Raw genomic sequence first — 12,935 nt, forward strand, 5'->3', positions numbered from 1 at the left:
AGCACATAAAAACTTAGTATTTCCCTCAAGGATGAGGGCTGGATAGGATGCCGCCACTTAACCAAAAAGCCCCGACGGCCAACCACCAGACAACTGGAAACTCCATGAAAATCCGCGATCTCGATTACTCCGACAGCCCCGTCAATCAGGAACACCAAGCGCTGGGGCTACCTCCGGTTGAACAAATCCCGCTGCACCCGGTGATTCGCGCAGCGGTGGTGTTTGCCTCTTTTACCCTTATCGCTTTGGTCGTGCTCGGGCTGACCCAATTATTTGGCGGCAGCTGGGAGCAGGGCCTGGGCACCATTGAAACTACCCTGAACGATTCCATGTTTTGGAATGCGTTACTGGTGGGCCTTATTGCGCAAATTATCGATGGCGCCCTGGGCATGGCTTACGGTTTAACCTCCACCAGTTTTTTATTGGCCACTGGCGCATCGCCAGCACTCGCGACAGCATCGGTGCATATGGCAGAAGTATTTACCACGGGTATTTCGGGAATCTCCCACGCCAAATTTGGCAATGTCGATAAAAAATTATTTTTGCGTTTATTAATTCCGGGAATCATTGGCGGTTTACTTGGCGCCGTATTGGTCACACAAATTGATGGCGAAATTCTCAAGCCGTTCATCACTGTGTATTTATTGTTGATGGGCGTTTATGTGTTGAGCAAAGCATTTCGCAAACACATTAAAACCCGCAGCGGCGAACCCAAACACGTAGCAAAACTGGCACTGCTGGGCGGTTTTGTGGATACCTCGGGCGGCGGCGGTTGGGGCCCGGTAGTTACCACCACACTGGTTGGCACTGGTCATGACCCGCGCACCACTATCGGCTCGGTAAATTTTGCCGAATTCTTTTTAACACTCAGCAGCGCCGCATCTTTATTTATTTTGGTCGATGAAACGATTTGGCATGTAGTGGCCGGGCTGATTATCGGTGGATTATTCGCCGCCCCATTTGCCGCTTACGCGTGCAAAAAGTTTTCAACCAGAACCTTGCTGATTCTGGTCGGCTTATTAATCAGCGCCATCTCGCTGTTCAACTTGTACAAAGCCCTGCTTGCGTAATCGGGTTCAATCAGCCTGTTTAAAGGGCAATAAGGTCGCGGCTTCGGCCGCGTATTGGGTGATGCCCGCTGCTTCCTGTTGTAAAAATTGCGCAATCGCCGCGCGAAAACCCGGCTCGGCTACCCAGTGGTTGGAGTAGGTAAAACGCGGCGCAAATCCACGCGGGATTTTATGCTCGCCCTGGGCACCACCATCAAATCGCGCCAGTTGTTGGGCGATGGCGTAATCAATGCCCTGGTAGTAACAGGTTTCAAAGTGCAGGAACTGGTATTCCTCAAAACAGCCCCAGTAACGCCCATAAAGGCACTGGCTATCGCGCACAAACAGCGAGGCCGCGATGATGGCCTGCGCTGGATCATCGGCTTTTACGGCACAAATCATCACTAACTGATCGCCCATGGTCGCACCCAGCAGCTGGAAAAAATCGGCCGACAAATAGCCCTTGTGGCCACTGCGTTTGAGGTAGGTGGTGCGATAGAGTGCATAAAAGGTCTGCCAATCCTCAGGCTCAAGTTGGCGGCCGGTTTTCACCACAAACGTAAAACCCTGCTCGCTCACCTGCCGGCGCTCCTTGAGGATATTTTTGCGCTTGCGTGAATTCATGCTCGCCGCAAAATCGGCAAAATCCCGGTAGCCCCTGTTTTCCCAGTGAAACTGACAGCCCAACCGCTGGAGCGCACCCTGCTGATGCAAGCAGTCACTCAGTGTTTTATCGGGGAACAGGCAGTGCCAGCCCGACCAGCCCTGCGCCAGGCTCTCACGCCCGAGCGCTGCACTGATCTGCGGCAATATATCCGCCATCGCCACGCCCTGCGCCATCAACAAACGCGGCCCATAACAAGGGCTGAAGGGTATGGCGCAAATCCACTTGGGATAGTAATCCAACCCATGGCGGCGATAGGCGTCTGCCCAGGCCCAATCAAACACATATTCGCCGTAAGAATGGTGTTTGATGTAGCCGGGCATAACTGCAATCAACTGACCGGCGGCTTCCACCAACAGGTGATAAGGCTGCCAGCCGCTCTGCCCGGTGGTACAGCCGCTTAGCTCCAGCGCCGCCAGAAACTCATGGCGGATAAAGGGGTAATCGGCCGGGCACAGGGCATTCCAGGCCGCCGGTTCAAGCGACAAAATCGAAGAGGTAAAACGAATCTGCACCGCGGTCAATCTCCAAGTAAGAGCTGGTGAACATATCGCTAAAACACAAGCGCCGCAAATCGCCAACCGCCGCGAGCGCCGCCCGGTAAAGTTAAGCAACCACAAAGGGGCTTGCTGGTCTTTGTAACAGTGAGTGCAGTAGAATCCGCGCTCCCTGGTTACTATTGGTTTTTCAATGCCTGCTTCAGAACCCGACCCCAGTCAGTTATGGCGGAGTCACCTACTTTTACGCTCGCGGTTATTACGCGCAGATTGTGCCACCGGTTTATTTGCCCAGCCGTTAAGGAGACCAGACCATGGAATGGATGGCTGATCCCGGCGCATGGCTCGGGCTACTGACGCTAGTTGTTCTGGAAATCGTGCTGGGGATCGACAACCTGATCTTTATTGCGATACTCGCCAACAAACTCCCCCCACACCAGCGCGACAAGGCGCGGGTCATCGGCCTGAGTCTGGCCCTGTTGATGCGCCTGCTGCTGTTGCTCGGCATCTCCTGGCTGGTAACACTCACCGCGCCGCTGTTCAGCATTTTTGACAAATCCCTGTCCGGGCGCGATTTGATCCTGCTGCTGGGCGGTATTTTCCTGCTGTTCAAAGCCACGGTGGAAATCCATGAGCGACTGGAGGGCAAAGCGATCAACCCGCGCAAAAGCCAGGTACACGCCGCTTTTTGGGCCGTGGTGGCGCAGATTATCGTGCTGGATGCCGTCTTTTCGCTGGACGCCGTGATCACCGCCGTGGGCATGGTGGAACATGTGGAAGTGATGATGATCGCCGTGATCATCGCCATGATCATTATGATAGTGGCGAGCAAGGCGCTCACCGATTTTGTGAACCGCCACCCCACAGTGGTTATGCTCTGCCTGGGTTTCCTGTTAATGATTGGTTTTAGCCTGGTCGCCGAGGGCGCAGGTTTCCATATCCCCAAAGGCTACCTCTACGGCGCTATCGCCTTCTCCATTTTGATTGAGATATTCAACCAACTGGCGCGCTCCAACCGCACTCGTCACTTGATTGGCGAGCGCCCACTGCGCGACCGCACCGCCGAGGCAGTACTCAAGCTGCTGGGCGGCCGCAGCGATGCCGACGAGGTGGGTGAAGATATTGCCGGCATGACCGCCGCGCGCGGTGAAGATGACGCCTTTGAGCACAGTGAACGCAGCATGATTCGCAGCGTGTTACAGCTTTCGGATCGCCCGATTCAAACACTGATGACACCGCGCCCGGACATTATCTGGGTGGATACCAGCGCCAGTCCGGCGGAGCTGTTGGAGACCTTAAAATCCACCCCGCAAACCCGGTTACTGGTCGCACGCGACGAATTGGATAACCTGCTCGGGGTAGTGCAAAGCCGCGACCTGCTCACTGCCGCGCTGGATAACCAACCGCTGGATTTAGCCAAACTCGCGCTCTCCCCACTCGCCGTACCAGAAGGCACCAGCGCGCTCAAGGTGTTGGAAATGCTGCGTCAGGAACCGCTACCGCTGGCGATAGTGATCGATGAATACGGCAGCATCAAAGGCTTGGTCACCACCGGCGACCTGCTGGCCGCGATTGCCGGCGAACTGGCCGATACCAACGACCAACCACTCGCCATCAACCGCGACAACAGCTGGTGGTTTGACGGCAGTATCGCCCTGGAACAGGTAGAGGAATTGCTGCAGATAAAACTGGAGCGCGGCGATGGCGATTATTTCACCCTCGCCGGCCTGCTGTTGGAACAGCTGCAGCACGTGCCGGTAATCGATGAATTTATTGCCCTTGCCGGCTACCAATTCCAAATTAAAAACATGGAGGGCCGCCGCATTTTGCAGGTCTGTGCCACGCCCTTGACCGAGGAAAAAAGCCTCCCGGACAACGGGTTTTAACCTGGAAATCACTGCGCTGGCACGATGAAACAGATGTCAGTTTCCGAGACCCAGCGCACTGATTCAACCACCCAAGCCATGAATAATGCCGCCACCCAAAGAGCGCAGTCACTGATTCAGTTGTTATTCATTTGCGCCGACTAGTATCCCCACTTGAAGACCTAACAGGAGAATTTTTATGAAATCATCAATCAAAAAGATGGGTATTTTAATCGCAGCCGCCGGCTTATTCGGCAGTGTAAACGCCATGGCGAATTCACCGCTGAGTTACAACTACGGCGCGCTGCAATTTGTTAATCAGGACGTGGATGACTACGACTGTAATCAAGATGGTTTGCGTGTAAGCGGCAGCCTGGAATTAAACAGCGATTTCTTTGCAGTAGGCTCGTTCAGCGATTTGAGTGATGGCCGCTGTGGCTCTGATGCACTGAGCATAGGTATTGGCTATCACACCCTGTTTGGCGCCGATTCAAGTCTGTACGGCACTTTGAGTGCAGAAAATATCGATGTCGATTATGGCGATAGCGATACCGGTTTGATAGCAGCTGTAGGTTTACGCGGTTTCATCGACCACAAAGTAGAAGCCAAAGTGCAGCTCGCGCATCACACCGCATTTGATGGCAACACGGTACTGAGCGGCGGCATAGCCTACTGGTTTGCCAACAGATTCGCCGCAACCGCCGATGTAGGTTTGGGCACAGAATCGTCTGAAATCGGTTTGGGCGTGCGCATGAATTTTTAATTATTGCGCAGCAAAAAAAACCGGCACAAGTTGCCGGTTTTTTTGCGCTGGATCATTGGCTCGCCGCTTCCAATTCCTCACTGATCAGCAGCCAATTTTCTTCCGTCTCCTCCAGCTGCGTTTGCAGTTTGGCCTGCTCGGCAATTAGCTCCTGCAATTTGGTTTTATTTTTTTCTTCGTAAATGGCCGGGTCGCCTAATTGGGTTTCAATATCACCCAGACGCACCTGCAATTTTTCCAGCTGGGTTTCCAGGGATTTTAATTTGTTGGTGAGCGGTTTTAATTGCGCGCGCTGCGCGGCCGATTGCTGGCGCTGGGCTTTTTTATCGACTTTTATTTCACTGTCGGCGCCCGCGACGGCTAGTTTTTCCAGTGCAGATTTTTCTGCGGCGGCCGCTTTTATTTTTTGCTGCTGCATCCACTGGTAGTAGTCTTCCAAATCGCCATCAAATTCTTCTACTTTGCCATCGGCCACCAGCAAGAATTCATTCACGGTATTGCGCAATAAATGGCGGTCGTGCGAGACCACAATCACCGCGCCTTCAAATTCCTGCAGCGCCATGGTGAGCGCGTGGCGCATTTCCAAATCCAAATGGTTGGTGGGTTCGTCCAGCAACAACACGTTAGGTTTTTCCCAGGCGATAATCGCCAAGGCCAAGCGCGCTTTTTCACCGCCAGAAAAATGGGTGATAGGTTCAAAGGCGCGGTCGCCGTGGAAATCAAAACTGCCGAGGAAATCGCGAATTTCCTGCTCGCGCGCTTGCGGCGATAGCCGCTGAATATGCAGCGCCGCCGAGGCATTCATATCCAGCGCTTCCAATTGGTGTTGCGCAAAATAACCGAGTTTAAAATGTTCGCCATTGGTGCGCTCACCACCGAGCAGCGGCAGCGAACCGGCGAGGGTTTTTACCAAACTGGATTTACCCGCGCCGTTGGGGCCAAGCAAACCCACGCGGGTTTCAGCGCGAATCGCCAGCTCCACATTATTCAAAATCACCCTATCGCCCTGCTCAGCGGTTTTATAACCTATGGCGCCACGGGTGATGTGTACCAGTGGCACAGACATTTTGTCGTGACATTGAAAAGTGAAGGTAAAAGGTGAGTCGATATGCGCGGGCGCAATTTTTTCCATGCGCTCCAATTCTTTAATGCGGCTCTGCGCCTGACGCGCTTTGGTGGCTTGCGCGCGGAAGCGGCGAATATAACTCTCCACGTGGGCGATACGCGCCTGCTGCTTTTCATAACTCACTTGTTGCTGCGCAAGTTTTTCGGCGCGCTGGCGTTCGTAAGCAGAATAGTTACCGCTGTAGTTATCCAGTTTTTGGCGCTCGATGCACACGATGCGATCCACAATATTGTCGAGAAAATCGCGGTCGTGGGAGATGATAATCAGCGTGCCAGGGTAGCGTTTTAACCAGTCCTCCAGCCACAGGGTTGCATCCAAATCCAGGTGGTTGGTGGGTTCGTCCAGCAACAGCAAATCCGAGGGGCACATGAGCGCTTGCGCGAGGTTCAAACGAATACGCCAGCCGCCGGAAAAATCGCTCACCGGGCGCTGGTCATCGCCCGCCGCAAAACCCAAACCATTGAGCAATTGCTGCGCGCGCGAAGGCGCGGTGTAAGCGTGGATGTTTTCCATGTCGCTGTACAAATGCGCAAGCTGTTCGCCATTGTGTTCGGGATCTTGCAGGGCGGTCGCAATGTCCTGCTCCAGCCGGCGCAATTCGCTGTCGCCATCCAGCACATAATCCAGCGCGCTGCGGCTGGTGTGGCCAACCTCTTGCGCCATGTGGGCGATGCGCCACTGCTTGGGGATATCCACCGAGCCGGTATCGCTCTGTAATTGCCCCAGCAGCAGTTGGAATAAGGTGGATTTGCCTGTGCCATTGGCGCCGATTAAACCGACTTTCTGGCCAGGGTAAATAGTGAGGTCGGCAGCATCCAACAGGAACTTGGTGCCGCGCTGTACGGAGACGTTTTGTAATTGAATCATGGCGCGCATTCTAGCAGACTTGGCCCAATGCCCCGCTAGCGGATTCACTCATGCCCACCCCTGCCACTCTCGCTTCCCTGTGGGATTTCTCCCTCGCCCTTTATGCCCAACCGGGGGTCGCCGAGGCCTGTTTACGCCTGCAGGACGAGCAGGGCATTAATGTCAATTTGCTGCTTTGGTGCGTGTGGCTGGAGTGCAAAGGCTTGGCTCTGGATACCACAAGGCTGCAAGACGCCGAGCGGCGCATTCGCGGTTGGGATCATCATTATGTGGTGCCACTGCGCCATTTGCGCCGGCGCTTGAAAGCCGAGTTTGGCACCGGCGACACCGCCATCGACGCATTGCGCAAACAGATCCAACAGGCGGAACTGGCCGCCGAGCAGCAAGTGCAATGGCAATTGCAAGCACTGACACAGCAGTGGATGGAGCAAACGCAGGCAGGTGAAGCAGCCCCAACAGCGGTGGATTCCGGGGCGATGGACGGCAAGAATTTGCGCCGCTATTTGGATAATGCCGGGGTCAATCGCGGCGCCATCGATTCGCTACTTCAGTGTTTGACGGGCGCTTTGCGCAACATTTGATCCAACTGATCCACCAGCTCGCACCAGTCGGAGTCTTGCTGCCAGCTCTCCTGTAGAAAAGCTCGTTGGGCGGGGGTCCAAAAACTGGCGTCAGCGAGGCGCACCTCGGGTGGCAGGGGGTGATGCTGGATAAACTGCGCTATCTGCGCGTAGTCAGATTCAAGGCCCAATTGGGAAAAAAGTTCCGGCATGCCCATGGGTTGTGGGTTCATAAAACGTCCTCCGTGTTTGTTACTCATTAGTATGAGGCTCCTTCTGCCTGATCGTTCAATTGTTTTTTCATAAAAAAAGAGGCGCAGAGAGCGCCTCTTTTGATGCCAGGGTTTAACCAGCTGCCAAGGCCGCTTTTTGTAGGGCGTGGAGTTCGGCAATCGCTTTTTTGCCCAGGCTCAACATAGCGGCAAACTCTGCCTCGCTAAAAGGCTCAGCCTCGGCGGTGCCTTGAATTTCGATAATACCGCCATCGTCACCCAGCACCAGGTTCATGTCGGTATCGGCCGCTGAGTCTTCCGGGTAGTCCAAATCCACCACCGGCACACCTTGGTAAATACCCACTGAAATGGAGGCGATACCGCGCTTGAGCGGCTCGCCGGTCACCTTGCCCTGCGCCTTGAGGAAGCTGATCGCGTCCGCCAGCGCCACCCAGGCACCAGTGATGGACGCGGTGCGCGTGCCGCCATCGGCCTGAATCACATCGCAGTCGATGTGGATGGTATTTTCACCCAGCGCGGTTAAATCCACCGCCGCACGCAACGAGCGGCCAATCAAACGCTGGATTTCCACCGTGCGCCCCTGCTGTTTACCGCGCGCTGCTTCACGATCCATGCGGGTACCGGTCGAGCGCGGCAACATACCGTATTCAGCAGTGAGCCAACCCTGCCCCTGACCGCGTAGAAACGGGGGAACCGAATTCACCACACTGGCGGTACAAATCACTTTGGTATCGCCAAACTCCACCAGCACCGAACCTTCGGCGTGTTTGGTGTAGCGACGGGTGATACGGACGGGGCGTAATTGGTCGGGTGTGCGACCGCTAGGGCGTTGCATGGCTTGATCCTTACTGCAAAAAACAGATGGTAAAAGGAAGGGCGGGCAGCTGTGATAAGATCCCGCATCGGTTAATGACTATTAATTCACGCGGGAACTCTACCAGCTACAGGGCCGACAAGACCAGCGTTGATCGCGCTCCCCAACCCTGTACCCGCGCCTAGAGAGGAACAACTATGCCACGCAGTATGACCGGATTTGCCCGCCGCGAAGCCAAACTCCCCTGGGGCACCCTGGTGTGGGAAATCCGCAGCGTCAACCATCGCTACCTGGAACCCAACTTTCGCCTGCCGGAAGACTTCCGCGAAATCGAACCCGCCCTGCGCGATGCCATGCGCAAAGCCCTGCAGCGCGGCAAGGTGGAAGCCAGCCTCAATGTGCACTGGGAACAGGAAGGCGAGAGCGAATTGGGCGTCAACCTCGCCAAAGTCGCGCAGCTCACCAAAGCCGCCAGCCAAATCAACCAACTGCTGGGCGCCGACGCAGCCCCCGTCAACGCATTGGAAATTTTGCGCTGGCCGGGCGTGATTCAAAAACAGGAACTCGACCGCGATGCCCTGCATCAAGCGGCGCTGGAATTATTCGATAGCGCGCTGGACGGCCTGATTGAACACCGCAGCCGCGAAGGCGCCGAACTGGAGCAGCTGATCCTCAGCCGACTCGACAGCGTCTCGGCACAAGTCGTCAAAGTGCGCGCACGCATGCCCGAAATCCTCGCCGCCCAGCGCGACAAACTGCAGGCCAAACTCAGCGCGCTGCAAGTGGAACTCGACCCGGAGCGTCTGGAGCAGGAAATCGTCCTGCTCGCGCAAAAAGCCGATGTCGACGAAGAACTGGATCGCCTAGACACTCACGTCATCGAAGTCAAACGCAGCTTAAAACAAACCGATTCTCTAGGCCGCCGGTTGGATTTTCTAATGCAAGAACTCAACCGCGAAGCCAATACGCTCTCGTCAAAAAGCATTGTGAGCGATACCACCCAAGCCGCCGTGGAATTAAAAGTGCTGATTGAGCAGATGCGGGAGCAAATTCAGAATATTGAGTGATATTTCACTCACTTCCTGCAAATAGGGCGCAAACATAATTCGTGCTAACAGCAGGCTATTTGCGCACACCAAAAACGAGAGTAACCTATGCATATATTTATATTTACATAGGTTTATCTCATATGTCCGCACCTCAAACATCCCCCTCTTTGACCAGTGGAAAAGTCCACACAACTGGCGAGCTTATTAGCCAGATAGGGTTGAGTCATGCCCAAGCTTTTAGGGTACTGCAGCGCTGGCAGCAAGAGGGCTTTGTGGTGAAGGTTGGGCGCGGGCTCTACCAGTTGGCGGAAGACAACCAGCACCAGAACCCTTGGCTCGCTGCGCAGCATCTGGTGCCTAATGGGGTGATCTGCCTTGTATCGGCGCTGGCTTTTCACGAGTTGGGCACCCAATCGCCACCAGCGGTATGGGTGGCGGTTGCAAGTAATGCCTGGCGCAAGCAGAGCGATTATCCGCCCCTTGAGTGGGTTCACATGGGGGAGGAAACGCTAAACAGCGGGGTGGAAGTGCATGCGGTGGAGGGCGGTGAGTTGCGTGTGTTCTCCGTTGAAAAAACCATCGCAGATTGCTTCAAGTTCCGTAACCGTGTTGGGTTGGATGTCGCGCTGGAAGCCTTGAAAGATGCCTGGGCTAGTAACCGACTGGATCTTGCCGAGTTAGACGCAATGGCCAACATTTGCAGGGTGCAAAAGGTGCTAAAGCCTTATGTTGAGGCATTGATCGTATGACCGAAAATATTGGCAATCTGGCTGCCTCTATTCGGCAAAAACTGCTTAATTTTTCCAAGGCAAACAACGAACCCTTTCAACAGGTATTGGTCAATTTTGCGCTTGAGAGGCTGCTCTATCGACTTTCCATCTCAGACTATTCTGATCGATTCGTGCTTAAAGGTGCGTTGCTGTTCAGGCTCTGGTTTGATTTGCCCCAGCGACCTACGCGAGATATAGATTTCCTTGGTTTTGGTGAGGCCAACCCCGAGCAAATCAAAATTATTTTTGCGACGTTAGCAGAAGCGAATGTGGAGGACGGCCTGATTTTTTCAGCTGAATCCATCACTGCAGAACCGATCAGAAAAGCCGCCGGTTATCCGGGAATTCGTGTTCAATTACAAGCGAGCCTGGATAACGCCCGCATACCTATCCAGTGCGACATTGGATTCGGTGATGCGATAACGCCCCCAGCAGTTTCCAGCGAATTTCCAACACTATTGGATCTGCCTGCGCCTGTATTGCGCGTCTATCCGTTAGAGACAGTGGTAGCGGAAAAGCTGGAGGCAATGGTTAAGTTGGCCAGCTTCAATACCCGCTTGAAAGATTATTTTGATTTGTGGGTGTTATCGACAGCGGAGCAAATCGACCATGCCGTTTTACCAAAGGCGATTGCTGCTACCTTCGAGCGACGGCAAACATCGGTGCCCGTTACAATTCCAATCGGGCTCACTGAGGGTTATGCAACTGAAAAGGCACAACAATGGAATGCGTTTCTGAAACGAAGCCAACTGGAAGCGCCACCGTTAGCTGAAGTAGTTAAGGAATTGTCAGCCATTTATTGGCCGTTGCTGGAAAAATCTAATCACCATTAATTTTGTGGCAAAAAGAATTTTTAACAACAACGGGAGCACTTGGCTCCCGTTGTTGTTTTTGGCGCTGCTGCAGCCTGAGTTAAGGCAGAGCGCGGTAGACAAAGTTGCGGAATTTCACCTTGCCAGTACCCGCGGCGTAAAGCGCCGGGCGCAGGCTCATAAAGCCGTAGGCGACATTGTGATGAAAGCCGGAGACTTCCATTTGGGTGTCGTATTTGCGCCAGCTTTTGCCTTGGTCGGTGCTGTAGTGGATGGTCACTATGTGGCGATTGTTGGTCAGGCGCAGGCGGAATTTATTGCCGGCCGGGCGCGCGCTGTAGCGCTGGTCCATGCCGTAGCGATGCAGCCAAAAACCCTGCGGCGCTATGCCGACACCGGCGTAGAGTTTGTCGTTGTAGAACACCATGGCACCGGCAACCGCACCTTCCTCCAGCTCTATATCCACCTCAAACTGGTAGGCCTGATTGCCCTGCACAAAGGTCATGGGCGATGAGTTGCTGGGCGATGTGCCTTTGGGGCTAAGCTCCAGATAGGGCCCTTGCGCATCGCGACCATAGTTCAGGCGCTGGTTTTCGCTCTGGTCGCCGCGATAAAAACTCCACTGCAGGCCAAATTTATTGCTGCTGAAGTCGTCCGACAGCGGGCTGCCGTGTTTGCTCGCCTTGCCGCCTTTGGGTTTGGGGATTGGCTCGCCCACGTCAAAGCCCTTGGAGCGGAACCAGCCGTCATCCGTCCACTCGATAGGCTCCAGCAGGGTTTGGCGGCCCAGGGTGTGGAAGCCGTTTTCGTAGCCGTGGTACATCATGTACCAGTCGCCGGCGGTGGGGCCTTGCACTAGCGTGGCGTGGCCGCGCGACCACCATTTTTCCGCGGCGGATTCAGTGCGGATAATCGGGTTGTTCGGGTCGTTCTCCCAAGGGCCGTGTACCGATTTGGCGCGCGCTGCAATCACCATATGGCCGGTTGGCGGGCCGGCGGTGCCACCCACGGCGGTGACCATGTAGAAGTAGTCGCCGTATTTCAGCATTTTGGGGCCTTCCTGGGCGTAGCTTTCCACGTCCCATTCCTCGGGATATTTCCAGCCGTCATAGACATGCTTCATCTCGCCCACCAGGCTCAGGCCATCATCGGCCAATTGCACGTAATCGCCGTGGGAGAAAAACAAATAGCGCTTGCCGTCTTCACCCACCAAATGGCCGGGGTCGATACGGTCGGGGTATTTGCGCTGCTGGTTGGCAAGGCGCGGGTTAAGGTCGATGGGTTCCGACCAGGGGCCGCGAATATCATCGGCCCAGACCACATAGTTAGAGTTGTGGCCGGGCAATTTGGCGGGGATGTACACATAGTAGCGGCCATTATGTTTGGTCAGCTCCGGCGCCCAAATGCTGCCGATATATTTGCTCAATGCCGGGCCAATCGGCTGCCAGTTGACCAGATCCTGGGAGTGCCAAATGGTCAGGGCGGGGTAGCTTTCAAAGGTGGAGAAGACCATGTAGTAGTCATCGCCATCTTTGAGAATACTGGGGTCGGGGCGGTCGCCGGCGACAATCGGGTTGAGGTAAGTGCCGTCACCCAAATCGCCCTGGCGCTGGCCTTCGTAAGTAGTTGCCCAGGTTTGGCAGTGGCGCAAAAAGCTATTGCCCAGGTAATCGACACAGTCGGCGTTCCCGGTATTCGCGTCCGCCTGGGGTTTGGGTTGTGGCGGCGTACAGCCAGCGGCTGCCAACGCGAGCGCGCCCCAGGCCAGCAGCCGTGACAGCTGGCGCAGTAATAGTGGTTGCATATCTCGTCCTCTGTTGAATCCTTTGGTGTTATTGATTCATGTTGTTTTTGTTGTTGTGGTTG

At 54.9% G+C, this 12,935-nt stretch carries 12 protein-coding genes; 7 read left to right on the forward strand and 5 right to left on the reverse strand.

The window, feature by feature from the left end:
* Positions 1-104 precede the first annotated feature (104 nt).
* A complete protein-coding gene (locus ACFODX_RS03130; RefSeq protein ID WP_378115968.1) occupies positions 105-1,070 on the forward strand; it encodes a sulfite exporter TauE/SafE family protein in 966 nt (321 codons plus the stop codon).
* 6 nt (positions 1,071-1,076) lie between these two features.
* Here ACFODX_RS03130 and ACFODX_RS03135 read toward each other — a convergent pair whose 3' ends face one another.
* Positions 1,077-2,228 (reverse strand): GNAT family N-acetyltransferase, encoded by a 1,152-nt coding sequence (locus ACFODX_RS03135; RefSeq protein ID WP_378115970.1) that lies wholly within the window; start codon positions 2,226-2,228, stop codon positions 1,077-1,079.
* Positions 2,229-2,524: 296 nt separating this feature from the next.
* Between ACFODX_RS03135 and ACFODX_RS03140 the strand changes: the two genes are divergently transcribed.
* On the forward strand, positions 2,525-4,096 hold the full coding sequence (locus ACFODX_RS03140; protein ID WP_378115972.1) for a TerC family protein: 1,572 nt from the start codon (positions 2,525-2,527) through the stop codon (positions 4,094-4,096).
* Positions 4,097-4,274: 178 nt separating this feature from the next.
* Complete coding sequence (locus tag ACFODX_RS03145) at positions 4,275-4,838, forward strand: hypothetical protein (protein ID WP_378115974.1); 564 nt, start codon at positions 4,275-4,277, stop codon at positions 4,836-4,838.
* Positions 4,839-4,890: 52 nt separating this feature from the next.
* Here ACFODX_RS03145 and ACFODX_RS03150 read toward each other — a convergent pair whose 3' ends face one another.
* Complete coding sequence (locus ACFODX_RS03150) at positions 4,891-6,831, reverse strand: ATP-binding cassette domain-containing protein (RefSeq protein WP_378115976.1); 1,941 nt, start codon at positions 6,829-6,831, stop codon at positions 4,891-4,893.
* Between the two features lie 50 nt (positions 6,832-6,881).
* Here ACFODX_RS03150 and ACFODX_RS03155 point away from each other — a divergent pair, with 50 nt between their 5' ends.
* Positions 6,882-7,412, forward strand: coding sequence for a TIGR02444 family protein (locus tag ACFODX_RS03155; RefSeq protein ID WP_378115978.1), 531 nt, complete (start codon positions 6,882-6,884; stop codon positions 7,410-7,412).
* On the opposite strand, the gene ACFODX_RS03160 is transcribed toward ACFODX_RS03155, so the two are convergent.
* Together ACFODX_RS03160 and rph are read right to left on the reverse strand one after the other, a co-directional pair.
* Positions 7,379-7,651 (reverse strand): DUF2789 domain-containing protein, encoded by a 273-nt coding sequence (locus tag ACFODX_RS03160; RefSeq protein ID WP_378115980.1) that lies wholly within the window; start codon positions 7,649-7,651, stop codon positions 7,379-7,381. The two genes, ACFODX_RS03155 and ACFODX_RS03160, sit on opposite strands and share 34 nt — an antisense overlap.
* Positions 7,652-7,736: 85 nt before the next feature.
* The gene (rph, locus tag ACFODX_RS03165; protein ID WP_378115982.1) at positions 7,737-8,459 is read right to left on the reverse strand and encodes a ribonuclease PH; all 723 of its coding nucleotides are present in this window, start codon (positions 8,457-8,459) and stop codon (positions 7,737-7,739) included.
* 176 nt (positions 8,460-8,635) lie between these two features.
* On the opposite strand from rph, the gene ACFODX_RS03170 reads away from it, so the two are divergent.
* The 3 genes from ACFODX_RS03170 (at position 8,636) to ACFODX_RS03180 (ending at position 11,090) form a co-directional block, all read left to right on the forward strand.
* On the forward strand, positions 8,636-9,505 hold the full coding sequence (locus ACFODX_RS03170; protein WP_378115985.1) for a YicC/YloC family endoribonuclease: 870 nt from the start codon (positions 8,636-8,638) through the stop codon (positions 9,503-9,505).
* A 122-nt stretch (positions 9,506-9,627) separates the two neighbouring features.
* Positions 9,628-10,236 carry a type IV toxin-antitoxin system AbiEi family antitoxin domain-containing protein gene (locus ACFODX_RS03175; protein WP_378115987.1) on the forward strand — a complete coding sequence of 203 codons (609 nt, stop codon included), beginning with the start codon at positions 9,628-9,630 and terminating at the stop codon, positions 10,234-10,236.
* The gene (locus ACFODX_RS03180) at positions 10,233-11,090 is read left to right on the forward strand and encodes a nucleotidyl transferase AbiEii/AbiGii toxin family protein (RefSeq protein WP_378115989.1); all 858 of its coding nucleotides are present in this window, start codon (positions 10,233-10,235) and stop codon (positions 11,088-11,090) included. Before ACFODX_RS03175 ends, ACFODX_RS03180 begins: the two co-directional genes overlap by 4 nt.
* A gap of 79 nt (positions 11,091-11,169) precedes the next feature.
* On the opposite strand, the gene ACFODX_RS03185 is transcribed toward ACFODX_RS03180, so the two are convergent.
* Positions 11,170-12,873 (reverse strand): family 43 glycosylhydrolase, encoded by a 1,704-nt coding sequence (locus ACFODX_RS03185; RefSeq protein ID WP_378115991.1) that lies wholly within the window; start codon positions 12,871-12,873, stop codon positions 11,170-11,172.
* Between the last annotated feature and the right edge of the window lie 62 nt (positions 12,874-12,935).

It is taken from the genome of Cellvibrio fontiphilus, from assembly GCF_042646205.1.
Classification (GTDB): domain Bacteria; phylum Pseudomonadota; class Gammaproteobacteria; order Pseudomonadales; family Cellvibrionaceae; genus Cellvibrio; species Cellvibrio fontiphilus_A.